At 71.5% G+C, this 26317-nt stretch carries 23 protein-coding genes and 1 pseudogene; 19 read left to right on the top strand and 5 right to left on the bottom strand.

What is annotated here, in order from left to right; translation table 11 throughout:
* Positions 1-11 precede the first annotated feature (11 nt).
* Both AC3AGO_RS11545 and AC3AGO_RS11540 read right to left on the bottom strand, forming a co-directional pair.
* Positions 12-509, bottom strand: a complete 498-nt coding sequence (locus tag AC3AGO_RS11545) for a DUF3515 domain-containing protein (RefSeq protein ID WP_487820073.1) — start codon at positions 507-509, stop codon at positions 12-14.
* 19 nt (positions 510-528) lie between these two features.
* Positions 529-762: an Lrp/AsnC family transcriptional regulator gene (locus AC3AGO_RS11540; RefSeq protein ID WP_487820072.1), complete on the bottom strand. Its 234-nt coding sequence runs from the start codon at positions 760-762 to the stop codon at positions 529-531.
* A gap of 185 nt (positions 763-947) precedes the next feature.
* Between AC3AGO_RS11540 and AC3AGO_RS11535 the strand changes: the two genes are divergently transcribed.
* Together AC3AGO_RS11535 and thiD are read left to right on the top strand one after the other, a co-directional pair.
* Positions 948-1991, top strand: coding sequence for a thiamine-phosphate kinase (locus tag AC3AGO_RS11535; protein ID WP_487820071.1), 1044 nt, complete (start codon positions 948-950; stop codon positions 1989-1991).
* A 14-nt stretch (positions 1992-2005) separates the two neighbouring features.
* On the top strand, positions 2006-2818 hold the full coding sequence (thiD, locus tag AC3AGO_RS11530) for a bifunctional hydroxymethylpyrimidine kinase/phosphomethylpyrimidine kinase (protein ID WP_487820070.1): 813 nt from the start codon (positions 2006-2008) through the stop codon (positions 2816-2818).
* A gap of 171 nt (positions 2819-2989) precedes the next feature.
* Here thiD and rpmB read toward each other — a convergent pair whose 3' ends face one another.
* Complete coding sequence (gene rpmB, locus AC3AGO_RS11525) at positions 2990-3175, bottom strand: 50S ribosomal protein L28 (RefSeq protein ID WP_487820069.1); 186 nt, start codon at positions 3173-3175, stop codon at positions 2990-2992.
* A gap of 241 nt (positions 3176-3416) precedes the next feature.
* On the opposite strand from rpmB, the gene AC3AGO_RS11520 reads away from it, so the two are divergent.
* The 9 genes and pseudogenes from AC3AGO_RS11520 to mutM all read left to right on the top strand — a co-directional run bounded on the left by AC3AGO_RS11520 (position 3417) and on the right by mutM (position 12991).
* Positions 3417-5231, top strand: a complete 1815-nt coding sequence (locus AC3AGO_RS11520; RefSeq protein WP_487820068.1) for a DAK2 domain-containing protein — start codon at positions 3417-3419, stop codon at positions 5229-5231.
* A 117-nt stretch (positions 5232-5348) separates the two neighbouring features.
* Complete coding sequence (recG, locus tag AC3AGO_RS11515; protein WP_487820067.1) at positions 5349-7577, top strand: ATP-dependent DNA helicase RecG; 2229 nt, start codon at positions 5349-5351, stop codon at positions 7575-7577.
* 203 nt (positions 7578-7780) lie between these two features.
* On the top strand, positions 7781-8380 hold the full coding sequence (rsmD, locus tag AC3AGO_RS11510; RefSeq protein ID WP_487820066.1) for a 16S rRNA (guanine(966)-N(2))-methyltransferase RsmD: 600 nt from the start codon (positions 7781-7783) through the stop codon (positions 8378-8380).
* 29 nt (positions 8381-8409) lie between these two features.
* Positions 8410-8889 (top strand): pantetheine-phosphate adenylyltransferase, encoded by a 480-nt coding sequence (gene coaD / locus AC3AGO_RS11505; RefSeq protein WP_487824619.1) that lies wholly within the window; start codon positions 8410-8412, stop codon positions 8887-8889.
* Positions 8890-8994: 105 nt separating this feature from the next.
* Positions 8995-10167 (top strand): cell division initiation protein, encoded by a 1173-nt coding sequence (locus AC3AGO_RS11500; protein ID WP_487820065.1) that lies wholly within the window; start codon positions 8995-8997, stop codon positions 10165-10167.
* 107 nt (positions 10168-10274) lie between these two features.
* Entirely contained in the window at positions 10275-10949 is a 675-nt protein-coding gene (locus AC3AGO_RS11495; RefSeq protein WP_487820064.1) for a YceD family protein, read from the top strand.
* 2 nt (positions 10950-10951) lie between these two features.
* Positions 10952-11125 (top strand): 50S ribosomal protein L32, encoded by a 174-nt coding sequence (gene rpmF / locus AC3AGO_RS11490; RefSeq protein ID WP_143649538.1) that lies wholly within the window; start codon positions 10952-10954, stop codon positions 11123-11125.
* A 19-nt stretch (positions 11126-11144) separates the two neighbouring features.
* A pseudogene (gene rnc, locus AC3AGO_RS11485) lies at positions 11145-11885 on the top strand (ribonuclease III); the annotation flags it as partial.
* Between the two features lie 206 nt (positions 11886-12091).
* On the top strand, positions 12092-12991 hold the full coding sequence (gene mutM, locus AC3AGO_RS11480) for a bifunctional DNA-formamidopyrimidine glycosylase/DNA-(apurinic or apyrimidinic site) lyase (protein WP_487820063.1): 900 nt from the start codon (positions 12092-12094) through the stop codon (positions 12989-12991).
* Here the strand turns inward: mutM and AC3AGO_RS11475 are convergent.
* Positions 12973-13797 (bottom strand): CAP domain-containing protein, encoded by an 825-nt coding sequence (locus AC3AGO_RS11475; protein ID WP_487820062.1) that lies wholly within the window; start codon positions 13795-13797, stop codon positions 12973-12975. The two genes, mutM and AC3AGO_RS11475, sit on opposite strands and share 19 nt — an antisense overlap.
* Before the next feature lie 261 nt (positions 13798-14058).
* Here AC3AGO_RS11475 and AC3AGO_RS11470 point away from each other — a divergent pair, with 261 nt between their 5' ends.
* From AC3AGO_RS11470 to ftsY, 5 genes are all read left to right on the top strand, one after another.
* On the top strand, positions 14059-14379 hold the full coding sequence (locus AC3AGO_RS11470) for an acylphosphatase (RefSeq protein WP_487820061.1): 321 nt from the start codon (positions 14059-14061) through the stop codon (positions 14377-14379).
* Between the two features lie 294 nt (positions 14380-14673).
* On the top strand, positions 14674-14880 hold the full coding sequence (locus AC3AGO_RS11465) for a hypothetical protein (protein WP_487820060.1): 207 nt from the start codon (positions 14674-14676) through the stop codon (positions 14878-14880).
* Positions 14881-15121: 241 nt separating this feature from the next.
* Positions 15122-18703, top strand: coding sequence for a chromosome segregation protein SMC (gene smc, locus AC3AGO_RS11460; RefSeq protein ID WP_487820059.1), 3582 nt, complete (start codon positions 15122-15124; stop codon positions 18701-18703).
* 200 nt (positions 18704-18903) lie between these two features.
* Complete coding sequence (locus AC3AGO_RS11455; RefSeq protein ID WP_487820058.1) at positions 18904-20328, top strand: sugar porter family MFS transporter; 1425 nt, start codon at positions 18904-18906, stop codon at positions 20326-20328.
* Positions 20329-20487: 159 nt separating this feature from the next.
* Positions 20488-21699 (top strand): signal recognition particle-docking protein FtsY, encoded by a 1212-nt coding sequence (ftsY, locus tag AC3AGO_RS11450; protein WP_487820057.1) that lies wholly within the window; start codon positions 20488-20490, stop codon positions 21697-21699.
* A gap of 101 nt (positions 21700-21800) precedes the next feature.
* Here the strand turns inward: ftsY and AC3AGO_RS11445 are convergent, their stop codons facing one another.
* Complete coding sequence (locus AC3AGO_RS11445; RefSeq protein ID WP_487820056.1) at positions 21801-22505, bottom strand: bifunctional DNA primase/polymerase; 705 nt, start codon at positions 22503-22505, stop codon at positions 21801-21803.
* A gap of 301 nt (positions 22506-22806) precedes the next feature.
* Between AC3AGO_RS11445 and nsdA the strand changes: the two genes are divergently transcribed.
* The 3 genes from nsdA (at position 22807) to AC3AGO_RS11430 (ending at position 26283) form a co-directional block, all read left to right on the top strand.
* Positions 22807-24312, top strand: a complete 1506-nt coding sequence (gene nsdA / locus AC3AGO_RS11440; RefSeq protein WP_487820055.1) for a transcriptional repressor NsdA — start codon at positions 22807-22809, stop codon at positions 24310-24312.
* A gap of 343 nt (positions 24313-24655) precedes the next feature.
* Positions 24656-25948, top strand: coding sequence for an ammonium transporter (locus tag AC3AGO_RS11435; RefSeq protein ID WP_487820054.1), 1293 nt, complete (start codon positions 24656-24658; stop codon positions 25946-25948).
* The gene (locus AC3AGO_RS11430; RefSeq protein WP_487820053.1) at positions 25945-26283 is read left to right on the top strand and encodes a P-II family nitrogen regulator; all 339 of its coding nucleotides are present in this window, start codon (positions 25945-25947) and stop codon (positions 26281-26283) included. Before AC3AGO_RS11435 ends, AC3AGO_RS11430 begins: the two co-directional genes overlap by 4 nt.
* Positions 26284-26317 lie beyond the last annotated feature (34 nt).

Raw genomic sequence — 26317 nt, 5'->3', positions numbered from 1 at the left:
TGCGTCCGCCCTCAAGACGCGCTGGGCACCGCCGACTTCACCGCGTGGCTGAATTCCGTGAGCACGCCCGCCTCAGGCGCGTACTCCTCCGGCACTGTCACCTCGACGTTCGCCGTCCGCCCCGTGGTCGTGAACCGCCATCCCCCGTCCTGCTTCTCGAGCAGCCAGGAGACCCCGTTCACTTCCGCAGCCTCAGCCGTGGGGTTGTAGTGTTCACTGCCGGGCGTGAGTTTCTCGGGCTTCGGTACCCCGCACCGCAGTTCGACGGCCGGATCGCCCCACACCGCCGTGTACTTCGACGCGGGTTCGAGCGTGACGCGTTCCTGTCCGTCCACCTTGCCGGGCAGCTGCCCGTGCAGCGCCCGGCACGCCGTCGCCGCCTTGCCCGAGGGCTTCGGCGCGGGCGGGCCCTCGTCGCCGGCCGAACAGCCCGCGACGACGGCCGACACGACGAGTGCGGTGACGGCGGAGACGGTGACGACGGATCCCCGGTGGTGCGAAATGCTCACCGGGCGAGCATACGGGGAGCTACAGATGGACCACCGGACAGGTCAGGGTGCGGGTAATGCCCTCCACCCGCTGGACGTTGGCGACCACCATGCGGCCGAGTTCGTCGACGGTGTCGGCCTGGGCGCGCACGATCACGTCGTACGGACCGGTCACGTCCTCGGCCTGCATGACGCCAGGGATTTTGGCGATGACGTCGGCCACGGCCGACGCTTTGCCCACCTCGGTCTGGATCAGGATGTACGCCTGTACCACGGAACCTCCAGGGCGGCTACGAGGATCATGGGGGGTGTGCGGTCAGGGAACAGGGGGACGCCACGGTACCGCGTCGTCACTCCCGGCAGGGAGCCCCGCAACACCCCCGGTCACGGCGGGTTGACGGACGCCGCGGCGCACACGGCACGCTGCGCGTCCACGGCCGGTAAGCGAAGGGACAAGTGATGCACGATCTGAACGGCGGCAACGGAGGACTCGGAGGCGACGTGCCCCCAGGGGCCCCGGGGGTCTACCCGCGTACCCCCGGCACCGTCGGAGAACTCGGAGAGTTCGGTCTGATCCGGGAGTTGACCTCCCGGCTGGTCTCCACCCCCGCCGTACGGATCGGTCCCGGTGACGACGCCGCCGTCGTCTCCGCGCCCGACCGCAGAGTCGTGGCGAGCACGGACATCCTGCTGGAGGGCCGGCACTTCCGCCGCGACTGGTCCACCGCCTACGACGTGGGCCGCAAGGCCGCCGCGCAGAACCTCGCCGACATCGCCGCCATGGGTGCCGTCCCCACCGCGCTGCTGCTCGGCCTCGTCGTCCCCGCCGAACTCCCCGCCAACTGGCCCACCGAGCTGATGGACGGCATCCGCGACGAGGCCCAGGTGGCCTCCGCCGCCGTGGTCGGCGGCGACGTCGTGCGCGGCGACACCATCACCGTGGCCATCACCGCGCTCGGCGACATGCGCAACCAGGAGCCGGTCACACGCTCCGGCGCACGCCCCGGCGACACCGTCGCCGTCACCGGCTGGCTCGGCTGGTCGGCGGCCGGACACGCGGTGCTGTCCCGCGGATTCCGCTCGCCGCGCGCCTTCGTCGAGGCCCACCGGCGGCCCGAACCGCCGTACCACGCGGGCCCGGCGGCCGCCTCGCTCGGCGCGACCGCGATGACGGACGTGAGTGACGGGCTCATCGCCGACCTCGGCCATATCGCCGAGTCCAGCAAGGTGCGTATCGACCTGCGGTCCGCCGATCTGGACGTGCCGGCGCAGATGTCGGACATCGGGCAGGCCGTCGGCGTGGACCCGCTGCACTGGGTGCTCACCGGAGGCGAGGACCACGCGATCGTCGCCACGTTCCCCAAGGACCGCCAGCTTCCCGCGCGCTGGCGCAAGATCGGCACCGTACGCGCCCCGTCGGCCCTCCCGCAGGTGACCGTCGACGGCGCCCCCTGGGACAAGGCGGGCGGCTGGGACCACTTCTCGGACCCGGCCGGCGACTGAGTACCGTTCGTCCCATGCAGACCTCCGCCCCGCCCCGCGTACTGACCATCGCCGGCTCCGACTCCGGCGGCGGCGCCGGAATCCAGGCCGACCTGAAGACGATGATGGCGCTCGGTACGCACGGCATGAGCGTGATCGTCGCCGCGACGGCGCAGAACTCCCTTGGCGTACAGGGCTTCTGGGAGCTTCCGGTGGAGGCCGTACGGGCCCAGTACCGCAGCGTCGTCGACGACATCGGCGTACAGGCGGTGAAGACCGGCATGCTGGCCTCGGCCGAACTCGTCGGAACGGTCGCCGCGCTGCTCGCCGAGGCCCCCGCCCCCGTGGTCGTCGACCCGGTCGGCGTCTCCAAGCACGGCGACTCCCTGCTCGCGCAGGAGGCCCTGGACTCCGTCCGTACGAAGCTGCTGCCGACGGCGACCGTCGTCACGCCCAACCTCGACGAGGTGCTCCAGCTCACCGGCATCCACGTCACCGACGAGACCGGCATGCGGGAAGCGGCGGCCGCGGTCCTCGCGTACGGGCCCCGGTGGGCGCTGATCAAGGGCGGCCATCTGCGGGGCGACGCCGTCGACCTGCTCACGGACGGCGACGCCGAACACTGGCTGCGCGCGCCCCGCTACGACAACAGGCACACCCACGGCACCGGTTGCACCCTCGCCAGCGCCCTCGCGGCGGAACTCGCCAAGGGGCACGGCGTTCCGGAGGCGGCCGCCGCGGCGAAGGACTACGTCACGGGCGCGATCGCCGCGGGCTTCCCGCTGGGCGGCGGCCTCGGCCCGGTCGACCACGCCTGGCGGCAGCGGCAGCGGCAGCAGCACGGCTGAGCGCGGGAGCGCACGCGGTCCGGGCGCCCCGAGCCGGCTCCCGGACATGCGCTGCCCTCGTCCGGACATGCGCTGCCCGTTTCCGGACATGCGAAAGCCGGCCCACCTTGTCGGGTGGACCGGCTTCAGGCAACCGGCAAGATGTGGCCGCGCCGCTGTACGAGAGCGACGTCAGCCCGCAGTCTTGCCGGCCTTGATGCACGAGGTGCAGGCGTTGAGGCGCTTCGGCGTCCCACTGACCACGGCACGCACGCGCTGGATGTTCGGGTTCCAGCGACGACGCGTGCGACGGTGCGAGTGGGAAATGTTGTTGCCGAAGCCCGGCCCCTTGCCGCAGACGTCGCAGTTGGCAGCCACGGGTCACTCCAAAGACTTCAGATGCACGTACGGAAAATCCCGGGCGATTGCGTGATCAGAGTCTGACCGGCAGTGCCAGGGGAGGAATTGTGCCCGATTCACATCAGGCAACCGGAGCAGCATACAACGGCCGCTCACGAACAGCGAAACCCGCCTCCTCGGCACCCGCCCGGCCTGGGACTCCGCGCCTCTCGCGACTAGCCTGCCGATCAGCCGTCGCCGTCCGAAGGAGGTCCTGTACGTGCCGCAGCCGATCGAATCCGATGCGGTACGGACCTGGTGCGCTCTCGCGCTGGAGACGCTGGGGGAGGAGCGCGGCGAACTGGACGCGATCAACGTCTTCCCGGTCGCGGACGGCGATACCGGGACCAATCTGTACCGCACCCTGTCCGAGGCGGCCGGCGCCCTCGCCGAACGTCCCGACGACCCCGACCCGCTCGGCACCCTCGCCCGCACCGCGCTCCTCGGCGCCTGCGGCAACTCCGGCACGATCCTCGCCCAACTCCTGTACGGCCTCGCCGAGTCCGACCCCGGCGACGAGCCCGGTTCCGAGACCGAGCCCGGGTCTGTGGCCGAGCCCGGTTCCGTACCCGCAGTGGGTGACGAGCACCACAGCGCCGCGGGCCGCCGCCTCGCCCGGGCCCTGCGCAGGGCGGCCGACTTCGCGTACGAGGCGGTCGCGCACCCCGTGGAGGGCACGATGCTGACGGTCGCCGCGGCGGCCGCCACGGCGGCGGAAGCCGCGGCGGGGGACGGCGCCGAGCCCGTCAGGGTCGCCGAGGCGGCCCATCAGGGGGCGTACGCGGCCCTCACCGCCACGACCTCCCAACTCGCCGTGCTGGCCCGCTCCTCCGTGGTGGACGCCGGTGCCCGGGGCCTCACCCTGATCCTCTCCGCCCTGCCCCCGGCGCTGTCTCCCGGCCGGGCCCCTGCACGCGGGGAGACCGGGCCCCGCCAGGGGTCAGGGGCGCAGCCCCGACAGGGCCAGGAGGCGCAGCCCCATCCGGGGCCCGGGGTGTCCCCGGATTCGGGCAAGGGCGGGACCGGGGCACCCCACCAACCGTCCCCCTCGCACGAGGTCATGTATCTCCTCGACGCCGACGGCGCCGCCGTGCCCCCGCTCCGGGACACCCTCGACGCGCTCCCCGGCGCCGACTCCCTCGTGATCGGCGGCGCCCACGGACTGTGGAGCGTCCACATCCACACCGACGACCCCGGCGCCGCCGTCGAAGCGGGCATCACCGCGGGACACCCGCACCGCATCCGCATCACCCACCTCGCAGCCCCCGCCCCGTGCGCCCCAGACGCCGACCCCGCGGCCGGCTACCGGCGGAGTACGGGCGAACAGCCCGGTTCCCACGGGACGGAGCCCGGTGAAGCGCCCGCCCGCGCCCTTGTGGCCGTCGTCCCCGGTGACGGTCTCGCGGGGCTCTGCGAGGAGGCCGGCGCGACTGTCGTCCGCGCGCCGGCGCCCGTACCGGAGGCCGCTCCCGTGGACAGCGAGGCCCTCCTCGCCGCCGTCGAACGCACCGGCGCCCGCGAGGCCGTGCTCCTCCCCAACGACCCCGACCTGCGCGCCACCGCCGCCCACGCGGCGAACGCGGCCCGCGCGCGGGGCCTGCGCGCCGCCGTGATCCCCACCCGCGCCGCCGTCCAGGGCATCGCGGCGCTCGCCGTGCACGAGCCGGACCGCGGGTTCGACGAGGACGTCGTCGCCATGACGGCCGCGGCGGGCGCCACCCGCTACGGCGAAGTGGCGTTCGCGGAGCGCCAGTCGTGGACGATGGCCGGCATCTGCCAGGCCGGCGACGTCCTCGGCCTGGTCGACGGCGACGTGGCCGTGATCGGCACGGACGTCGAACAGACCGCCACCGACGTACTGGAGCGGATGCTCGCCGCGGGCGGCGAGATGGTCACCCTCGTCGTCGGCGCCGCCGCGCCCACGTCCCTCGCGGAACACCTCGAAGCCCATGTGCGGCGGGCCCATCTGGCCGTCGACACGGTCGTATACGAAGGCCGCCAGCGCTCCTCGCTGCTGCTCGTCGGCGTCGAATAGGCACCCGCGACCGAGCAGACGGCCGGCCCGTCGGCGAGCGGACGGCCGGCCCGCCACCGTACGGACTGCCGCCCCGGGACAGGCGAATGAGCACTCCTGTCACCGCCATGGTGTGCAATGGGACCCGTGCCAGCGCTCGATGAATCCCTGAAGAAGGTCCTCGGAGGAAACACCGCCAAGGTGATGGCCGAGCATCTCGACCTGCACACGGTCGGCGATCTGCTCCACCACTACCCGCGGCGTTACGAGGAGCGGGGCAGGCTCACCCTGCTCGCCGACCTGCCGCTCGACGAACACGTCACCGTGGTCGCCCAGGTCGAGAAGGCCGAGATGCTCAGGTTCCGGCAGGGCAAGGGCCAGCGGCTGGAGGTGACGATCACCGACGGCAGCGGCCGGCTCCAGCTGGTCTTCTTCGGCAAGGGCGCGTACAAGCCGAAGAGCGACCTGATCCCCGGCCGCCGCGCGATGTTCGCCGGCAAGGTCAGCGTCTTCAACCGCCGCCGCCAGCTCGCGCATCCGCAGTACGAACTGCTCACCCCGGACGCCGACGTGGACCCCGCGAGCGCGGCCGGAGCCGTCGACGCGTTCGCGAACCGGCTGCTGCCGATCTACCCGGCCACCGCGCAGGTCGCCTCCTGGACGCTCGCCCAGTCCGTACAGACGGTGCTGACCTCCATGGAGGCCACCGGCTGGGCCGGGCTGACCGACCCCCTCCCGGCCGGCATCCGCGAGCAGCGCGAACTCATCGCGCTGCCCGAGGCGTTCGAGAAGGTGCACCGGCCGCGCAGCAAGCAGGACATCGAGGACGCCCGCGCCCGGCTCAAGTGGGACGAGGCGTTCGTGCTCCAAGTCGCCCTGGCCCGCCGCAGGATGGCGGAGACGCAGCTGCCCGCCGTGCCCCGCGAGCCCGTCCCGGGCCGCATCCTGGACGCCTTCGACGCCCGGCTCCCGTTCACGCTCACCGAGGGCCAGCAGCGGGTCAGCGGCGAGATCTTCGCCGATCTCGGCACGGCCCACCCGATGCACCGGCTCCTCCAGGGCGAGGTCGGCTCCGGCAAGACGATGGTGGCGCTGCGCGCGATGCTCACCGTCGTCGACGCCGGCGGCCAGGCCGCGATGCTCGCCCCCACCGAGGTGCTGGCCCAGCAACACCACCGCTCCATCACGGAGATGATGGGCGAGCTGGCCGAGGGCGGCATGCTCGGCGGCGCCGAGCACGGCACCAAGGTCGTGCTGCTCACCGGCTCCATGGGCGCGGCCGCGCGCCGCCAGGCGCTGCTCGACATCGTCACGGGCGAGGCGGGCATCGTGATCGGCACCCACGCCCTGATCGAGGACAAGGTGACCTTCCACGATCTGGGTCTGGTCGTGGTCGACGAGCAGCACAGGTTCGGCGTCGAGCAGCGGGACGCCCTGCGCGCCAAGGGCCAACAGCCCCCGCATCTCCTGGTGATGACGGCGACGCCCATTCCGCGCACCGTCGCGATGACGGTCTTCGGCGATCTGGAGACCTCCGTTCTCGACCAGCTCCCCGCCGGCCGTTCCCCCATCGCCACGCACGTCGTCCCGGCCAGCGACAAACCCCACTTCCTCGCGCGTACGTGGGAGCGCGTGCGCGAGGAGGCCATGAACGGCCACCAGGCGTACGTGGTCTGCCCCCGCATCGGCGACGAGGACGAGCCGACGGGCAAGAAGGCGAAGGAGAAGAAGCAGGAAGAGGAGGACGACAAGCGCCCGCCGCTCGCCGTCCTGGACGTCGCCGAGGAGTTGACCGCCGGGCCGCTCGACGGCCTGAGGGTCGGGGCGCTGCACGGCCGGATGCCGGCGGAGGAGAAGGACGCGCTGATGCGCTCCTTCGCGGCGGGCGAGGTCGACGTGCTCGTCGCCACCACCGTCATCGAGGTCGGCGTCAACGTCCCGAACGCCACCGTCATGGTCATCATGGACGCGGACAGGTTCGGCGTCTCCCAACTCCACCAGCTGCGCGGCCGGGTGGGCCGCGGCGCAGCCGCGGGCCTGTGCCTGCTCGTGACCGAGATGCCGGAGGCCAGCCCCGCGCGCACCCGTCTCGAAGCGGTCGCCGGCACGCTCGACGGCTTCGAGCTGTCCCGTATCGACCTGGAGCAGCGCCGGGAGGGCGACGTGCTGGGCCAGGCCCAGTCCGGCGTCCGTACGTCCCTGCGGATGCTCCAGGTCATCGAGGACGAGGACGTGATCGCCGCGGCCCGCGAGGAAGCCGCGGCCGTGGTGTCCGCAGACCCGGAGCTGGAGGGTCTGCCCGAACTGCGCGGCGCCCTCTCCGCACTGCTCGACGAGGAGCGCGAGGGCTACCTGGACAAGGGCTGACCGAGATAGGGGGCGCGGGAGTGTGTTCTGCGGGGGGGGCGACCCCCGCACCCCGATAAGGGGCGCGGGGAACTGCGCAAACCCCAGCGCGAACCGCAGCCACCCGCACAGCGCAGCGAAGCCGCACACGGCCCGCCGGGGCACCACGCGCCGGCCATGGGATGCTCGTTTCCGGACCACCCACCAGCGAAGGACCGCCGCCCATGACCCGCGTGATCGCCGGCGCCGCCGGCGGACGCCGCCTCACGGTGCCGCCCGGCACCGGCACCCGCCCGACGTCCGACCGCGCCCGCGAGGGCCTGTTCTCCAGCTGGGAGGCGCAGTTGGGCGGCGCGGCCGGCTGGCGGGGCACGCGCGTGCTGGACCTGTACGGCGGCTCGGGCGCCGTCGGTCTCGAAGCCCTCTCGCGGGGCGCCGCGCACGTGCTGCTCGTCGAGGCGGACCAGAAGGCGGCCCGAGTCATCCAGCAGAACGTCCGCGCGCTGGGTCTGCCCGGCGCCGAGGTGCGGACCGGCAAGGCCGCGCAGATCCTCGCGGGACCGGCCCCCGACGAGCCGTACGACGTGGTCTTTCTCGACCCGCCGTACGCCGTCACCGACGACGATCTCCGCGAGATCCTGCTCACACTCCGTTCCCGGGGCTGGCTCGCCACCGACGCGCTCGCCACCGTGGAGCGGAGCACACGGGGTGGCGGATTCCGCTGGCCGGAGGGGTACGAAGGGCTCAGGTCCCGTCGCTACGGCGAGGGCACGCTCTGGTACGGTCACGCCGCCGCACGGGAAGTTACTCCCGAGTCATGCTGACCGATCGTCCGGAGAGCGAGGAAACGCCAGTGCGCCGCGCAGTCTGTCCGGGGTCCTTCGATCCCATCACCAACGGGCACGTCGACATCATCGCCCGCGCTTCCAAGCTCTATGACGTCGTGCATGTCGCCGTCATGATCAATAAATCGAAGCAGGGCCTGTTCTCCGTCGAGGAGCGCATCGGCCTCATCCGCGAGGTCACGGCGAGCTTCGGGAACGTCGAGGTCGAGGCCTTCCACGGGCTGCTCGTCGACTTCTGCAAGGAGCGGGACATCCCCGCGATCGTCAAGGGCCTGCGCGCCGTCAGCGACTTCGACTACGAGCTGCAGATGGCCCAGATGAACAACGGCCTCTCCGGCGTCGAGACGCTCTTCGTGCCGACCAACCCCACCTACAGCTTCCTCTCCTCCAGCCTGGTCAAGGAGGTCGCCACCTGGGGCGGCGACGTCTCCCACCTGGTGCCCGAGCAGGTGCACGCGGCGCTCTCCGAACGGCTCGGCCAGGACTGACGGCCCGGCACGGACGCACGGCCCGGCCGGCAGGCAACTGCCGTGCGGGTACGGCTTCCCGCTTCCGGTGTCGGCTCCGCGCCCTCGGGCCGTACAGTCGCCCCCGTGGACGTACAGCAGAAACTCGACGAGATCGTGGCAGCCGTCGACGGCGCCCGCTCGATGCCCATGTCGGCCTCCTGCGTGGTGAACCGGGCCGAACTGCTCGCCATGCTCGGTGAGGTGCGCGAGGCGCTGCCCGGTTCGCTCGCCCAGGCGCAGGAACTGCTCGGCGGCCGGGAGCAGATGGTCGCCGAGGCGCAGGAAGAGGCCCAGCGCATCATCGAGTCCGCCCAGTCCGAGCGCGGTTCGCTGGTTTCCGGCACGGAGATCGCCCGCAGCGCCCAGGAGGAGGCCGACCGGATCCTGGCGAAGGCCCGCCAGGAGGCCGAGGAGGTCCGCGCGGAGGCCGACGACTACGTCGACAGCAAGCTCGCCAACTTCGAGGTCGTGCTGAGCAAGACCATCGGCTCGGTCGAGCGCGGCCGGGAGAAGCTGCTCGGCGCGGGACCCGGCGCCGAGGAGTGGAACGCCGAGTACGCGGAGGACGCGCCGGAACGCACCACCGACCCGCGGGAGCTGCGTGAGCGCGCCGACGCGTACGTGGACGGCCGGCTCGGCTCCGTCGCGGCCGTGCTGTCCAAGACCCTGGAGGCGGTCGGCCGCGGCCGGCAGAAGCTGCTCGGGCAGCAGCCGTCGGACGAGCTCGCCGAGCACCTGAACAGCTCCGACGACGCCCCGGTGCACACCAGCGACGCCGACTTCCTGGCGGGCCTGGCGACCACGCCGTACGCCCCGCAGCAGCCCCCGGAGACCTACGCGCCGCAGCCCCAGGAGTTCCAGGCCCCGCCGGAGCCCGTGCAGCAGCAGCCGGACCCGCAGTTCGCGCCGCCGCCGATGCCGGAGCAGATGCCGGGCCAGATGCCGCAGCAGCCGGTGTACGAGCCGATGGCCGCGGGCGTCGATCCGTACGGGCAGCAGCTGCCGCCGCAGCCCCAGGACGCCTACTACGCGCAGGACCCGTACCTCTACCAGCAGCAGGCGGCGTACTACGAACCCGCCCCGCAGGACCCGTACTTCGCACAGCAGCCGCCCCCGCAGGACTTCGGCCAGTACCAGCAGCCCCACCCCCAGCAGCCGCCGCAGCCGCAGCTCGACGAGACCAGCCTCTTCGACACGAGCATGATCGATCTCGATGAGGTCCGGCGCTACGAGCAGGGGTACGGACCGTCCCGCTGAGATGCCCGCACGGTCCGCCGGTGCCGGATTGGGTACACGGCGGGACGTCCAGTATCCTGGCTCTTCGGTCACGCGTATGCCCGCGATGACGGCTGCCCGGAAGCGCAATGGACCGGACAGCGAATCCACGTAGAAAGCAGGAAGCCCTGAACGCCCCCCTCGACCACCGCTCCCCTCTCGTGTTCGATACACGCGAGCTGGGCCGGCGTCCTGGTGCGATGAAGCGGCTGTCCCGCACGGTGCCCTCACCGGGGGACATGAGCGTGGAGTTCATCGGGGTGCCGGACGGCGCGGAACTGGAAATCGACCTCCGCCAGGAGTCGGTCATGGAAGGTGTGCTCGTTACGGGCACCGCCCGTGTGCCGCTCAAGGGGGAGTGCGTAAGGTGTCTGGAGCCGTTCTCGGAGGAAATCGAGACGGACTTCCAGGAGATGTTCTCCTACCCCGACGCCGACGACCGGAGCCGTGAGCGCAAGCCCGCGGAGGCCGGCGACGACGCCGAGGAGGAGGACACCCTCTACCTCGAGGACGATCTGTTCGACCTCGAACCCGTGCTGCGGGACGCGGTGGTGCTCGCACTGCCGCTGCAGCCGGTGTGCCGGGAGGACTGCCCGGGACTGTGCGCCGAGTGTGGCGCGCGTCTCGGGGACGACCCGGACCACCAGCATGATGAGGCCGTCGACATCCGGTGGGCGGCACTGCAGGAACTCGCCGAAACCATGAAGGACGGCGAGAAGGACAACGTGCCCCGCACCGTCGGGGATGACTCACAGGAGAAGTAGCCGTGGCTGTTCCGAAGCGGAAGATGTCGCGCAGCAACACGCGCCACCGCCGGTCGCAGTGGAAGGCTGCGGTCCCCACCCTGGTGACGTGCGAGCGCTGCCAGGAGCCGAGGCAGCAGCACATCGCGTGCCCGAGCTGCGGCACCTACAACAAGCGTCAGGTCCTCGAGGTCTGATCGGCTGGTGACAGGCTCCATGTCAGAAGCGCCCTCGCCCAAGCAGGCGTCCTCGGCGGATCTGGTGGACAAGGCCTCGTCGCTCACGCTCTTGGAAGGGCGGCTCGGGTACCAACTCGAGTCCGCCCTTCTGGTGCGTGCGCTGACACACCGCTCGTACGCGTACGAGAACGGCGGGCTGCCCACCAACGAACGCCTCGAGTTCCTCGGCGACTCGGTCCTCGGCCTCGTCGTCACGGACACGCTGTACCGCGTACACCCCGACCTCCCCGAGGGGCAGCTGGCGAAGCTGCGCGCGGCGGTCGTCAACTCCCGTGCTCTCGCGGAGGTCGCGCGCGGACTCGAACTCGGTGCCTTCATCCGTCTCGGACGGGGAGAAGAAGGAACCGGCGGCCGTGGCAAGGCCTCGATCCTCGCGGACACGCTGGAGGCCGTCATCGGCGCGGTCTATCTCGACCAGGGTCTGGACGCGGCGAGCGAACTCGTGCACCGTCTCTTCGACCCGCTGATCGACAGGTCCTCGAACCTCGGTGCCGGCCTGGACTGGAAGACCAGCCTCCAGGAACTCACCGCGGCCGAGGGACTCGGTGTGCCCGAGTACGTGGTCAGTGAGACCGGCCCCGACCACGAGAAGACCTTCACGGCTGCTGCCCGCGTCGGTGGTGTCGCGTACGGCACCGGCACCGGCCGCAGCAAGAAGGAAGCGGAGCAGCAGGCGGCCGAAACCGCCTGGCACGCCATCCGCACCCCCGCCGAAAAGTAATCCCCGCCGGACCGATCGCCCCACGGAGTGTGGGCGATCGGTCCGCCCGAGGGGCGGAACGGGCGGGCACACAGGACCGCACCCCAAGCGGCAAGCGCCCCCGCACGCAACGGGGTCCGGGGCGCAGCCCCGGCCGCAGGGTCCCGGGGCGCAGCCCCGAAGGGCCCCGCGCCCCCGCGCGGCCGACGTCTCCGGAAGGACACATGCCCGAGCTCCCCGAGGTCGAGTCCGTCCGACTCGGCCTCGCCCGCTGGGCCGCACACCGCGAGATCGCAGATGTCGCCGTGCTGCACCCCCGCGCCGTACGCCGGCACTCCGCGGGTCCGGAGGACTTCGCCGACCGGCTCCGCGGCCACACCATCGGCACCCCGCACCGCCGCGGCAAGTACCTCTGGCTCCCGCTCGGTGACACGGGCAGCTCCGTCCTCGCCCACCTGGGCATGAGCGGCCAGCTGCTGATCCAGCCCGCCGCCGCGCCGGACGAGAAGCACCTCCGGGTCCGGGTCACCTTCACCGACCCCGCCGACGGCGAGCTCCGCTTCGTCGACCAGCGCACCTTCGGCGGCCTCTCGCTGCACCCGGACACCCCCGAGGGCGTCCCCGACGTCATCGCGCACATCGCCCGCGACCCGCTGGACCCGGCCTTCGACGAGGCCGCGTTCCATCTCGCGCTGCGCCACCGCCGTACGACCGTCAAGCGGGCCCTGCTCGACCAGTCCCTGATCAGCGGCGTCGGCAACATCTACGCGGACGAGGCGCTGTGGCGCGCCAGGCTGCACTACGACCGTCCGACGGCGACCCTCACCCGCCCGCGCACGGCCGAACTCCTCGGCCACATCCGGGACGTGATGAACGCCGCACTCGCCGTCGGCGGCACCAGCTTCGACAGCCTCTACGTGAACGTGAACGGCGAATCCGGCTACTTCGACCGCTCGCTGGACGCCTACGGGCGGGAGGACGAGCCCTGCCGCCGCTGCGGTACGCCGATGCGCCGCCGCCCCTGGATGAACCGCTCCAGCTACTTCTGCCCCCGCTGCCAGCGCGCCCCGCGCCCGGCGTCAACCGCCGCCCGCGGAGCCGGAGTTCAGAAGCCGAACTCCTGAGTCCACCACGGGCCGCCCGCACCGAAGTGTGCGCCGACGCCCATCGTGCGGTATTCGCAGTTGAGGATGTTCGCCTTGTGGCCGGGGCTGCCCATCCACGACTCCATCACCGACTGCGCGTCGGCCTGGCCGCGGGCGATGTTCTCGCCGCCCAGGTCGGAGATGCCCGCCCGGTCGGCACGCTGCCACGGGCTGTCGCCGTCGGGGGAGACGTGCGCGAAGAAGCCGCGGACGGCCATGTCCTCGCTGAACTCCTCGGCCAGGTCCCGCAGTCCGGAGTCCGGCCGCACCCGCGGGCAGCCCGCCTCGGCGCGTTCCTGGTTCACCAGCGTCAACACCTTGTTCTCGGCGGCGCGTTCCCCGCCCGCCGCGGCCCCGGAGCCGTTCCCGTTCCCGGTGCGCCGGCCGCTCTTGTCCCGGCCGTCCCCGGTGTCCCGTGCCCCGTCCCGCTGCCCGCCGTCACCCTTGCCGTTCCCGCCCTGCGAAGCTCCCGGCTTCCGCGGCGCGGAGGGCTTCCCCGACGCGTCCCCGCCGGAGGACTCCGACGGCTTGCCCGCGGAGGAGGACGGACGGGGGAGCAGTGTCCGGTCCTGGTCCCGGCTCGCCTCCTCGGACCCGCGGCCGGTCGGTACGGGGGAGACGTCCGACGGTGTCACCCGTTCCCCGGACCCGTCGGCCCGTACGGGCCCGCTGCCCTGGCCCGGCGCGAGATCGAACCCCGAGCCGAGGCCGGGTATCAGCCCGGAGGCGACCGTCACGACCCCCACCGCCATCGCGGCGGAGGCCCCGAGCAGGCCGGTGCGCACCGGAACCACGGCCCGTTTCGGCCGCGCCCCGCGATGCCGGCCGAGGCCCCCCGCGCCGTCGTGAACGGGAGCTTCGGTAACGCGTCGATGGCGGCCCATCTCTGCTGTCCTCACCCTGCTCGGCGGTCAGTTGAGGCCGCACACGACGGGATCCTGAGCGGTCGTTACCCGTACGAGTGAGGCTTATTGGTGCGGGACTGTACGGCATGACGGCCGGGGCGGATGTGCCTGCCGAAGAAATGTCCGGATACCGTGCGTGGCATGGCTGCGAGTACTGAGACTTCCGACGGGACCGGCGCGCACGACGACGGGGCCCGGATGACCGCCTGGGTGCGGGGGCAGGTGCAGGGCGTCGGATTCCGCTGGTTCACCCGGGCCAACGCGCTGCGGATCGGCACCCTCGACGGCTTCGCGCTGAACCTCGGGGACGGCCGCGTCCAGGTGGTCGCCGAGGGTCCGCGGACGGGCTGCGAGGAGCTGCTGGAGTGGCTGCGCAACGGCGACACGCCTGGCAGCGTCTCCGGTGTCACCGAAATCTGGGACTCCCCGCGGGGCGGCTACGACGGCTTCGCGATCAGGTGATCTGAACCGGTTGCCTTTCGCGGCCTGCCGTGCAAGGCTGCCGCAACAGCTCGTCGCAGAAGATCAAAGCGCCCCCGCGGGCCGCTCCTCCGGTGCAGGACACCGTAGAGGCGAAGGCCGCCCGCGGTCGTGGGGTGTGATCGTGTTGACCGGCCCCCCTTTTGGTGAGACTCTGGAAGCCCCGCGCACCTTAGCTGTTTGACCCTGATAAAAACGTGCAGAGCTGACACGGGTGCGATTCCCTCACGACCCACCACGAACTGGTCGGTCACTCAGTGTGGAGGACCATCGATCATGGCAAAGGCGCTTCTCGGTTACGTCGGCGGCTCCGACCCCCGAGTCCTCGCCGAGATGCGACGGCTTCAGCAGCGTGTTCAGGACCTCGAATCCGAGATCGTTCGGGTTCAGGCCGAAAACGACGCTCTTGCCGCCGCAGTCCGGCACAACGACCCGGTGCTCGAAGGTATTGACGTATCCAGTGCGGAGCCCGCGCTCACCTGACCGACCCCCGAGGTCGGTCGGGTAGCAACGTACCCCAACCGCAAAGCAAACCTGCGAGGGACGCTACGGCGTCCCTTCGTCGTTTTTCGGGCGGTTCCGGTATCTGACGGTCCTTCGGTTGTCCTTGTTACCGACTGATGTGCCCCCCTCTTCGTACAGTGAAACCGCGAGGGACATTCCGGCGTGCGGTAACCCGGCCGGACACCGCTTCGCGGCGGTCCGTGGACTAGAGTCCGACGGCGTGCACCTCAAGAGCCTGACAGTGCGGGGTTTCAAGTCCTTCGCCTCCGCCACGACGCTGCGCTTCGAGCCCGGGATCACCTGTGTCGTCGGTCCCAACGGCTCGGGCAAGTCCAATGTCGTGGACGCCCTGTCGTGGGTCATGGGCGAGCAGGGGGCCAAGTCGCTGCGCGGCGGCAAGATGGAGGACGTCATCTTCGCCGGCACGACCGGCCGTCCGCCGCTGGGCCGCGCCGAGGTGTCGCTCACCATCGACAACGCCGACGGCGCGCTGCCCATCGACTACGCCGAAGTCACCATCACGCGGATCATGTTCCGCAACGGCGGCAGTGAATACCAGATCAACGGCGACACGTGCCGGCTGCTGGACATCCAGGAACTGCTGTCCGACTCCGGTATCGGCCGGGAGATGCACGTCATCGTCGGCCAGGGCCAGCTCGACGGCGTACTGCACGCCGACCCGGCCGGCCGGCGCGCCTTCATCGAGGAGGCCGCGGGCGTCCTCAAGCACCGCAAGCGCAAGGAGAAGGCGCTGCGGAAGCTGGACGCGATGCAGGCCAACCTCTCCCGCGTACAGGACCTCACCGACGAACTGCGGCGTCAGCTCAAGCCGCTGGGGCGGCAGGCGGCGGTCGCGCGCCGGGCACAGGTGATCCAGGCGGATCTGCGGGACGCGCGGCTGCGGCTGCTCGCCGACGATCTGGTCACGCTGCGGGAGGCGCTGAAGGCGGAGGTCGCCGACGAGGCCGCGCTGAAGGAGCGCAAGGAGGCCGTGGAGGCGCGGCTGAAGGAGGCGCAGCGCCGCGAGGCCGATCTGGAGCAGCAGGTACGGACGCTGACGCCCCGTCTGGAACGGGCGCAGCAGACCTGGATGGAGCTCTCCCAGCTCGCCGAGCGGGTGCGCGGCACCATCGGGCTCGCCGACCAGCGTGTGCAGCACGCGAGCGCGGCGCCCGAGGAGGAGCGACGCGGCCGCGACCCCGAGGAGCTGGAGCGGGAGGCCGCCCGGGTCCGGGAGCAGGAGGCGGAGCTGGAGGCCGCGCTGGAGGCGGCGTCCCGCGCCCTCGACGACACGGTCTCGCACCGGGCCGACCTGGAACGGCAGTTGCAGGACGAGGAGCGCCGGCTCAAGGACGCCGCCCGTGCCCTCGCCGACCGGCGCGAAGGACTGGCCCGGCTGCACGGCCAGGTCAACGCGGCCCGCAGCAGGGCCGCTTCGGCCCAGTCGGAGATCGACCGGCTCGCGGCGGCCCGGGGCGAGGCGCAGGAGCGGGCGGCCGCGGCCCGGCAGGAGTACGAGACGCTCAAGGCCGAGGTCGACGGCCTGGAAGCGGACGACACGGAGTTGGCAGAGCAGCACGAGGCGGCGAAGCACGGACTGGCGGAGGCCGAGACCGCGCTGGGCACCGCCCGCGACGCTCTGACGGCCGCCGAACGGGAACGTGCCGCCACCTCGGCCCGGCACGACGCGCTCGCGCTCGGCCTGCGCCGCAAGGACGGTTCCGGCGCGCTGCTCGCGGCGACCGACCGGCTGAGCGGGCTGCTCGGCCCGGCGGCCGAACTGCTCACCGTCTCCCCGGGGTTCGAGGTCCCGGTGGCCGCGGCCCTGGGTGCCGCGGCCGACGCGGTCGCCGTCTCCGACGCCGCTTCCGCCGCCGACGCCCTCCGGCTGCTGCGCAAGCACGACTCGGGCCGGGCCGCGCTGCTGCTCGGCGCCCCGGAGACCGGGCCCCCCGGACCCGGGCCGGCTCCCCGTACGGAGACCGGTCCCGGTGGCGAGCCCCGCGCGGCGGATCTCGTACGGGGTCCGGAGACGCTGATGCCCGCCGTCCGGTGGCTGCTGCGGGACGTCGTGGTCGTGGGGACGCTGGAGGACGCCCAGCAACTGATCGCCAGGGAGCCCGCGCTGACCGCCGTCACCGAGGAGGGGGACCTGCTCGGGCCGCACTTCGCGCAGGGCGGTTCCGCCGGGGCGCCGAGCATGCTGGAGGCACAGGCCGCCGTCGACGAGGCGGCGGCCGAGCTCGCCGAACTGGAGACGCGCTGCGAGGAGCTCGCCGCGGCGCAGGAGGCCGCCAAGGAGCGGCGGGCCGAATGCGCCGCGCGCGCCGGGGAGCTGGAGACCCGGCGGAGCGCGGCGGACAAGGAGAAGTCCCGCATCGCGGGGCAGCTGGGCCGGCTGGGCGGCCAGGCCCGCGGCGCCGAGGACGAGGCGGAACGGTCCGCCGCCGCCGTCGCCAAGGCGGAGGAGTCCCTGGAGCGGGCCACCGCCGAGGCGGAGGAGCTGGCCGAACGGCTCGCCGTCGCGGAGGAGGCCCAGGAGGACGAGGACGCCGAACCGGACACCTCCGTACGGGACCGGCTCTCCGCGGACGGCGCCAACGCGCGGCAGACGGAGATGGAGGCCCGGCTCCAGGTGCGTACGCACGAGGAACGGGTCAAGTCCCTGGCCGGGCGCGCGGATTCGATGGACCGCGCGGCGCGCGCCGAGCGCGAGGCGCGGGCGCGCGCGGAGGAACGGCGTACCCGGATGCGGTACGAGGCCGAGGTCGCCGGTGCGGTGGCGTCCGGCGCGCGGCAGCTGCTGGCGCACATCGAGGTCTCCCTCGTACGGGCGCAGCAGGAGCGGGAGACCGCCGAGCAGGACAGGGCCGAGCGGGAGCAGGCCCTGACGGTCGAGCGCAACGCGGGCCGGGAGCTGAAGGACGAGCGGGACAAGCTCACCGACTCGGTGCACAAGGGCGAGGTCCTCGGCGCCGAGAAGCGGCTGCGCATCGAGCAGTTGGAGACCAGGGCGCTGGAGGAGCTCGGCGTCGAGCCCGCGGGTCTGGTCCGGGACTACGGCCCCGACCAGCCCGTACCGCCGTCGCCACCCGCGGAGGGCGAGGAGCTCCCGGAGGCCCCGGAGCATCCGCGGAACCTGCCGGTGGCCTTCGTCCGGGCGGAGCAGGAGAAGCGGCTGAAGGCCGCGGAGCGCGCGTACCAGAAGCTCGGCAAGATCAACCCGCTGGCGCTGGAGGAGTACGCGGCGCTGGAGGAGCGCCATCAGTTCCTGAGCGAGCAGCTGGAGGATCTGAAGAAGACGCGCGCTGATCTCCTTCAAGTGGTGAAGGAAGTGGACGAGCGCGTCGAACAGGTCTTCACGGAGGCGTATCACGACACGGCGCGCGAATTCGAAGGCGTCTTCGCGCGGCTCTTCCCGGGCGGCGAGGGCCGGCTCGTGCTGACCGACCCGGACGACATGCTGAGCACCGGGGTCGACGTCGAGGCGCGCCCGCCCGGCAAGAAGGTCAAGCGGCTCTCGCTGCTGTCCGGCGGCGAGCGGTCGCTGACCGCGGTGGCGCTGCTGGTCTCCATCTTCAAGGCCAGGCCCAGCCCGTTCTATGTGATGGACGAGGTCGAGGCGGCGCTGGACGACACCAATCTGCAGCGGCTGATCCGGATCATGGAGGAGCTGAAGGACAGCTCCCAGCTGATTGTGATCACCCATCAGAAACGCACCATGGAGGTCGCCGACGCGCTGTACGGCGTCTCCATGCAGGGCGACGGTGTCTCCAAGGTGATCAGTCAGCGGCTCAGCTGAACCCCGCGCTTCACGCCTTGAATCCGGGCCCGTGACATTCGCCGGCAAGAGATGCCTTCTGGGGTATTGACTTAGAAACTTGAAGGCATAGTCTCTGCAACGTCACTTTTACCTTCAACTGGTGGGGCGCGTTGCCGTGTGCCACTGGAAGGTGACGTACCCGAGTCCGGCAGAGGCGCCGGGCACCGCAGGAGAGCACCTTGACCAGCACAGCGCAGGTGGCGCAGCCCGGCTCCGGAGAGCATCAGGCTCCCCTCGGCCGCGTCGTCTTCATTACCGCTTCCGCCGCGATGGGCGGCTTTCTTTTCGGCTATGACAGCTCAGTGATCAACGGTGCGGTCGAGGCCATCCGCGGCAAGTTCGACGTGGGATCGGCGCTGCTCGCACAGGTCATCGCGGCCGCCCTGATCGGCAGCGCGATAGGCGCGGCCGTCGCCGGCCGGATAGCCGACCGCCTCGGCCGGGTTCTCGTCATGAAGATCGCGGCCATCATCTTCATCGTCAGCGCCGTCGGTTCCGCACTGCCCTTCGCCCTCTGGGACCTCGCCCTGTGGCGCGTCCTCGGCGGCATCGCGATCGGCATGGCCTCGGTGATCGGCCCGGCCTACATCGCCGAGGTCTCACCGCCCGCGTACCGCGGACGGCTGGCGTCCTTCCAGCAGGGCGCGATCGTGCTCGGCATCGCCGTCTCCCAGCTGGTGAACTTCGGCATCCTGAACCTCGCGGGCGGCGACCAGCGCGGCGAGATCCTGGGCATCGAGGCCTGGCAGTGGATGCTCGGCATCATGGTGGTCCCCGCCTTCGCGTACTTCCTGCTCTCCCTGATCATCCCGGAGTCCCCGCGGTTCCTGATGTCGGCGGGCCGCGAGGAGAAGGCCCGGCAGGTGCTGATCCGCGTCGAGGGCAAGGACGCGCCCATCGAGAGCCGGATCGCCGGCATCCGCGACGCGATGCAGAGCGAGCACAAGTCCTCCTTCCGGGACCTGCTCGGCGGCCGCTTCGGCTTCCTGCCGATCGTCTGGATCGGCATCGGGCTCTCGCTCTTCCAGCAGCTCGTCGGCATCAACGTCGTCTTCTACTACTCGGCGACGCTGTGGCAGTCCGTGGGCATCAACCCGGAGAGCTCGTTCCTCTACTCCTTCACGACCTCGATCGTGAACATCATCGGCACCGTCATCGCGATGGCCCTCGTCGACCGCGTGGGCCGCAAGCCGCTCGTGTACGTCGGCTCCGCCGGCATGGCGGTCTCGCTCGCCGCCGTCGCCTGGGCCTTCTCCGCCAAGACCGGCTCCGGCGACGCCGTCCACCTGCCCGATCTGCAGGGCCTGGTGGCGCTGATCGGCGCGCACACCTTCACGCTGTTCTTCGCCGCCTCGTGGGGCGTCGTCGTCTGGGTGCTGCTCGGTGAGATCTTCCCCAGCCGGATCCGTGCCGCCGCGCTCGGCATCGCCGCCTCCGCCCAGTGGATCGCCAACTGGGCCATCACGGCCAGCTTCCCGAGCCTCTCGGAGTGGAACCTGTCCGTGACCTACGTGATCTACACGATCTTCGCCGTGCTCTCGATCCCGTTCCTGCTCAAGTGGGTTCCGGAACCGAAGGGCAAGGCGTTGGAGGAGATGGGCTAAAACCCCGCTGCCCCTCTTCTCGGCAACGGACGCTGCCCCGGCCCGCACCCGCGGACCGGGGCAGCGGCGTATCCGGCCGGCGCCGTCCGTACGGCAGGACAGACCGAGCGGGTGAGGGGTGGCGGGAAACAGTTGACGGTGGCGGATACTGGACGGGCTATGGAAATCGTCATCCTTGTTGTAGTCATCGCCGTGGTCGCGCTGGGCGCGATCAGCGGGCTCGTCATCAACGGCCGCAAGAAGAAGGCCGTCGAGAAGGAGCAGCCCGCTGCGGAGACCACCACGGCACCTCCCGTCGAACCGCATGTGGGCGAAGAGGCGGACGCCGAGCCCGAAGCCCCCCGCAGAGGGATCGAAGAGGTCGTTCTGCCGGAGGCCGAAGCCGGCACGGAGGCCGAGGCCCCCGCCGTCCCGGCCGCACCCGCCATCGAAACGCCCGAGCCGTCCGCCGGACGGCTCGTCAAACTGCGCGCGCGCCTCTCGCGCTCGCAGAACTCCCTCGGCAAGGGGCTGCTCACGCTGCTCTCGCGCGAGCACCTCGACGAGGACACCTGGGAGGAGATCGAGGACACGCTGCTCACCGCGGACGTCGGCGTGGCCCCCACCCAGGAGCTGGTCGAGCGGCTGCGGGAGCGGGTGAAGGTGCTCGGCACCCGTACGCCCGAGGACCTGCGGGCGCTGCTCCGCGAGGAACTGCTCACCCTGGTCGGCCCGGACCTGGACCGTACGGTGCACACCGAGACCCAGGGCGGCGTGGACCGCCCCGGCGTGGTGCTCGTCGTCGGCGTCAACGGCACCGGCAAGACCACGACCACCGGCAAGCTCGCCCGCGTACTGGTCGCCGACGGCAAGTCGGTGGTGCTCGGCGCGGCCGACACGTTCCGCGCCGCCGCCGTCGACCAGCTCCAGACCTGGGGCGACCGGGTCGGCGCCCACACGGTCCGCGGACCGGAGGAGGGCGACCCGGCCTCCGTCGCGTTCGACGCCGTGAAGAAGGGCACCGACGCGAACGCGGACGTCGTGCTCATCGACACCGCGGGGCGGCTGCACACCAAGACCGGCCTGATGGACGAGCTCGGCAAGGTGAAGCGGGTCGTCGAGAAGCAGGGCCCGGTCGACGAGGTGCTGCTCGTCCTGGACGCCACGACCGGTCAGAACGGCCTGGTGCAGGCGCGGGTGTTCGCCGAGGTCGTGGACATCACCGGCATCGTGCTCACCAAGCTGGACGGCACCGCGAAGGGCGGCATCGTCGTCTCCGTACAGCGCGAACTGGGTGTGCCCGTCAAGCTCGTCGGGCTCGGCGAGGGAGCGGACGACCTGGCCCCGTTCGAACCGGAGGCGTTCGTCGACGCCCTGGTCGAGGGGGCGTGAGCTGCGGAACCGGCACGCATACGGCAGCGCGGCGCCCCGCACCCCGGCTTCCGGGGGGCGGGGCGCCGCGCTGTGTGCGACCGGCCGCCGGGCCGTACGGGTCAGGCCGCGGCGGAGCGGTGGCTGACGTAGGCGAGGGTGCCCAGCAACAGGCGGGCGTGCGGCGGGTGTTCCGCGGCCTCCAGCGTGGGCGGGCGGAGCCAGCGGACCGGGCCGAGGCCGGCGAGGTCGGAGGGCGGGGCCGTGATGTGCTCGCCCTTCCCGAGACCGCGGAGGTCGAGGCGGGCGTCGTCCCAGCCCATCCGGTAGAGCAGCTCGGGGAGTTCGGCGGCGGCGCCCGGCGCCACGAGGAACCAGGTGCGGCCGTGCGGGGTGACGGCGACGGGGCCGAGCGGCAGCCCCATCCGCTCCAGCCGGACCAGCGCGCGGTGACCGGCCGCCTCGCCCACCTCGATCACGTCGAAGGACCGACCGGTGGGCAACAGCGCCGAGGCGCCCGGCACTTGGGACCAGGCGTCGGTGACGTCACCGAGAGTGGCGCCCGCGGGGATCTCGGGGCCGGCGTCCAGCGGGTGCGCGCCGGGGGCCGGACAGGACGCGGCGCCGCAGGAGCAGACCGGACGTCCCGCGCCGCGCGGGGAGCGGACGGCGCGGGCGCCGGGCACCACCGGCCAGCCCCACAGGCCGGTGTACTCGGCCACTGCCGTGTACTCCGAGGCGCGGCTGCGTCGTCGGGAGCCCGGCCGAAGCTCACGAAACTCCCGGATTCCGCTGAGGCCGCCGATGGCGCCGATCGTGAAGCCCATGCCCCCTCCAACGGGTCCCGTGTGCCGATGGTTACGACGACGCTGCGGACGGTGACGGGGTCCGGGTGTGCAGGGGCGTCCCGACCGGCGCGTTGCTGGGACCAGTGAATCGTGTGCACGCCCGAAGGAGTTCATCCGAAGGGGTGGCGAATGGTGGCGTTTCTGAAATCACCCTCGCGGCAACGGTGATCGTAGGATTACTTTCGGTGCACAGAGCGCGGAGTGAGGTTCGGCGCCGCGGGTATGCCGGAGGCATCCAGCCGTGCAGCGCTGACGACCGAGCCGGATGGGGGCTTATGCGATGGGCGAGGCGGACAAGCGCCCAAACGAACAGCTGAGTTCGTGGTTCGTGCGGAGCGGCTGGTCGAAGGGCGAGCTGGCGCGCCAGGTCAACCGCAGGGCGCGGCAGCTCGGTGCGCACCACATCAGCACGGACACCTCGCGCGTACGCCGCTGGCTGGACGGTGAGCAGCCGCGCGAGCCCATCCCGCGCATCCTGTCCGAGCTGTTCTCCGAGCGCTTCGGCTGTGTCGTCGCCGTCGAGGACCTGGGGCTGCGTCCGGCCCGCCCGTCCCCCGCGGCCTCCGGAGTGGACCTGCCGTGGGCAGGACCGCAGACCGTGTCGATGATCAACGACTTCTCGCGCAGCGATCTGATGCTGGGCCGGCGTGGCTTCCTCGGCACCTCGCTGTCGATGTCCGCGGGGCCCGCGCTGATCGAGCCGATGCAGCGCTGGCTGGCGCCGTCCCCGACGGCAGCGGGCGAGGCGGCACCCGGCGCCGAGGGCGCCATGGTGCTGCCGATGCAGCGCGGCGGATCGCGGCGGGGCGCGAAGCTGTCCGTTCCGGAGCTGGAGCTGCTGGAGCAGACCACCGTGATGTTCCGGCAGTGGGACGCGCAGTGCGGCGGAGGGCTGCGGCGCAAGGCCGTGGTGGGCCAGCTGCACGAGGTGACGGACCTGCTGCAGGAGTCGCACCCGGAGGCGGTCGGCAGGCGGCTGTTCCGGGTCACGGCCGAACTGGCCGAGCTCGCCGGGTGGATGAGCTACGACGTGGGGCTGCAGCCGACCGCGCAGAAGTACTTCGTGCTGGCGCTGCACGCGGCGAAGGAGTCGGGGGACAGGGCCCTGGGCTCGTTCGTGCTGAGCAAGATGGGCTGCCAGATGATCCATCTCGGGCGCCCGGACGACGCGTTGGAGCTCGTCCACCTCGCGCAGTACGGCAGCAGGGAGAGCGCCACCGCCCGGACGCAGGCGATGCTGCACGCCATGGAGGCCCGGGCGTACGCCAACATGGGCCAGCCCGGCAAGTGCAAGCGGGCGGTGCGGATGGCCGAGGAGACCTTCGAGGACGTGGACGCCGTCGCGCAGGAGCCGGACTGGATCCGCTTCTTCTCCGAGGGCGAGCTGAAGGCGGAGACCGCGCACTCGTACCGCGATCTTGCGTATTCCTCCGGGCGCAGCCCCGCCTACGCCTCGCTGGCGCGGCCGGCGATGGAGCGGGCCGTCGAGCTGTTCCGCCGCGAGGCCGAGGAGCTGGAGGGCGGCGGCCACCAGCGGTCGTACGCGCTCAATCTGATCGGCATGGCCAGCGTCCATCTGCTGCAGAAGGAGCCGGCGGACTGCGCGTGCCGCGCGGAGGAGGCCATGGACGTGGCGAAGCGGCTGCGCTCGGAGCGGGTCAACACCCGGCTGCGGCAGACGGCGGCGGACGTGGCGCAGGACTTCGGGAACGTGGCGGAGGTCGAGCGGCTCAGCGAGCGGCTTGCCGACGAGCTGCCACAGGACGAGGCGGCGATGGCGGGCTGACCCCCACCGCCGCCGCGCAGTCGCCGGCCGCGACATCCACCCCGGACAGCCCGACTCGGCTCCCCCATGCCAGGTCAACCGGGTGGGGTCGCGGCCGGTTCCCGTGCCGCCCGCAGCGCTGCGGGAGTCCGGCTTTGCCGGTTGTTGACCGTTGTGCGCCGAGAATAACGGTCGCGGCGCGAAAGTGGATCGGGGTTCATCCTGGTGTAACACCCCATCGGCCATCGTCACGGCGGCGAAACATCGCGGGTCTTCGAAGGAAACGGGGATTGGGGAGTCTGTGGCTCATCCCGGCCCATCAGATCCTGCCCGCACGGGTCGTTACTTCGAGGAGACGTCCACATTGAACGGCGCGGATACCGCATTCGTTTTGATCAGCGCGTTCCTGGTCATGTTGATGACCCCTGGACTCGCCTTCTTCTACGGCGGCATGGTCCGGGTGAAGAGCGCGCTCAACATGCTGATGATGTCCTTCATCTCGCTGGGCATCGTCTCCGTCCTCTGGGTGCTGTACGGCTATTCGCTGGCCTTCGGCCCTGACACCGGCGGCGTGATCGGCAACCTGGACCACATCGGTCTCAAGGGCATCAATGCCGAGTCGCTGACCGAGAAGGGCGGCATTCCGGTTCTCGCCTTCGTCCTCTTCCAGGGGATGTTCGCGATTCTGACCCCCGCCCTGATGAGCGGTGCGCTGGCGGACCGTGTGAAGTTCAGCGCCTGGGCAGTGTTCATCACCCTGTGGGTGACGATTGTCTACTTCCCGGTCGCGCACTGGGTGTGGGCCGACGGCGGCTGGCTGTTCGACCTGGAGGTCATCGACTTCGCGGGCGGCACGGCCGTACACATCAACGCCGGCATCGGCGCGCTGGCCGCCGTGCTCGTCGTGGGCAAGCGGATCGGCTTCAAGCGGGAGCCGATGCGGCCGCACAACCTGCCGCTGGTCGTGCTGGGCGCCGGTCTGCTGTGGTTCGGCTGGTTCGGCTTCAACGCCGGCTCGGCGCTGGCCGCCGACGGCTCCGCCGCCACCATGGCCGTGAACACCCAGGTCGCCACCGGCGCGGCGATCCTCGGCTGGCTCGTGTACGAACGCGTCCGGCACGGCGCGTTCACCACTCTCGGTGCCGCCTCCGGCGCCATCGCGGGCCTGGTCGCGATCACCCCGTCCGGCGCGGACGTCAGCCCCATGGGCGCGATCCTCATCGGCCTGGTCGCCGGCGTGGCCTGCTCCTGGGCCGTCAGCCTCAAGTACAAGCTGGGCTTCGACGACTCGCTCGACGTGGTCGGCGTCCACCTCGTCGGCGGCGTCATCGGCACCCTGCTGGTCGGCTTCCTCGCCGTCGACGGCGGTGGCCTGAGCCAGTTCGGCAAGCAGGCGATCGGCGCCTTCTCGGTGATGGCCTTCTCCTTCGTGGTCTCCTGGATCCTCGCCAAGCTCATCCAGGTCACCATCGGCTTCCGTGCCGAGGAGGACGACGAGGTCTCCGGCGTCGACCAGGCGTTCCACGCGGAGACCGCGTACGACTTCAGCGCGGTGGGCGGCTCCACCGGTGCCGCGCACCGCACTGCCAAGCCGGCGACGGGCAACAAGGACGACGGGCCGACGGCGGCCTCGAAGGACAAGAAGGTGGACGCATGAAGCTCATCACCGCGGTCATCAAGCCGCACCGGCTCGACGAAGTGAAGGAAGCACTGCAGGCGTTCGGCGTGCAGGGGCTCACCGTCACCGAGTCCAGCGGCTACGGACGGCAGCGCGGCCACACCGAGGTCTACAGGGGAGCGGAGTACACCGTCGATCTGGTGCCGAAGGTACGGATCGAGGTGCTCGCCGAGGACGAGGACGCCGAGGAGCTGATCGAGGTGGTGGTCAAGGCCGCCAGGACCAACAAGATCGGCGACGGCAAGGTGTGGAGCATGCCCGTCGAGACGGCGGTCCGTGTCCGTACCGGCGAACGCGGCCCGGACGCGCTGTAACGGACGACAACTGAAACGGAGTTGGGAACCGCTG

The sequence above is a fragment of the Streptomyces sp. BL1 genome (genome assembly GCF_057628045.1).
Note: the sequence above shows the minus strand (reverse complement) of the source record. Positions and strands in the feature narration are given on the sequence as shown.

What these genes read in the sequence shown, in the direction of transcription:
- mutM (WP_487820063.1), top strand. Translation starts at nt 12,092, where the DNA reads ATGCCCGAGCTCCCCGAGGTCGAGTCCGTCCGACTCGGCCTCGCCCGC.
- AC3AGO_RS11495 (WP_487820064.1), top strand. Translation starts at nt 10,275, where the DNA reads ATGGACCGGACAGCGAATCCACGTAGAAAGCAGGAAGCCCTGAACGCC.
- ftsY (WP_487820057.1), top strand. Translation starts at nt 20,488, where the DNA reads ATGGAAATCGTCATCCTTGTTGTAGTCATCGCCGTGGTCGCGCTGGGC.
- AC3AGO_RS11445 (WP_487820056.1), bottom strand. Translation starts at nt 22,505, where the DNA reads ATGGGCTTCACGATCGGCGCCATCGGCGGCCTCAGCGGAATCCGGGAG.
- thiD (WP_487820070.1), top strand. Translation starts at nt 2,006, where the DNA reads ATGCAGACCTCCGCCCCGCCCCGCGTACTGACCATCGCCGGCTCCGAC.
- recG (WP_487820067.1), top strand. Translation starts at nt 5,349, where the DNA reads ATGGGACCCGTGCCAGCGCTCGATGAATCCCTGAAGAAGGTCCTCGGA.
- AC3AGO_RS11465 (WP_487820060.1), top strand. Translation starts at nt 14,674, where the DNA reads ATGGCAAAGGCGCTTCTCGGTTACGTCGGCGGCTCCGACCCCCGAGTC.
- rsmD (WP_487820066.1), top strand. Translation starts at nt 7,781, where the DNA reads ATGACCCGCGTGATCGCCGGCGCCGCCGGCGGACGCCGCCTCACGGTG.
- AC3AGO_RS11535 (WP_487820071.1), top strand. Translation starts at nt 948, where the DNA reads ATGCACGATCTGAACGGCGGCAACGGAGGACTCGGAGGCGACGTGCCC.
- AC3AGO_RS11470 (WP_487820061.1), top strand. Translation starts at nt 14,059, where the DNA reads ATGGCTGCGAGTACTGAGACTTCCGACGGGACCGGCGCGCACGACGAC.
- nsdA (WP_487820055.1), top strand. Translation starts at nt 22,807, where the DNA reads ATGGGCGAGGCGGACAAGCGCCCAAACGAACAGCTGAGTTCGTGGTTC.
- AC3AGO_RS11430 (WP_487820053.1), top strand. Translation starts at nt 25,945, where the DNA reads ATGAAGCTCATCACCGCGGTCATCAAGCCGCACCGGCTCGACGAAGTG.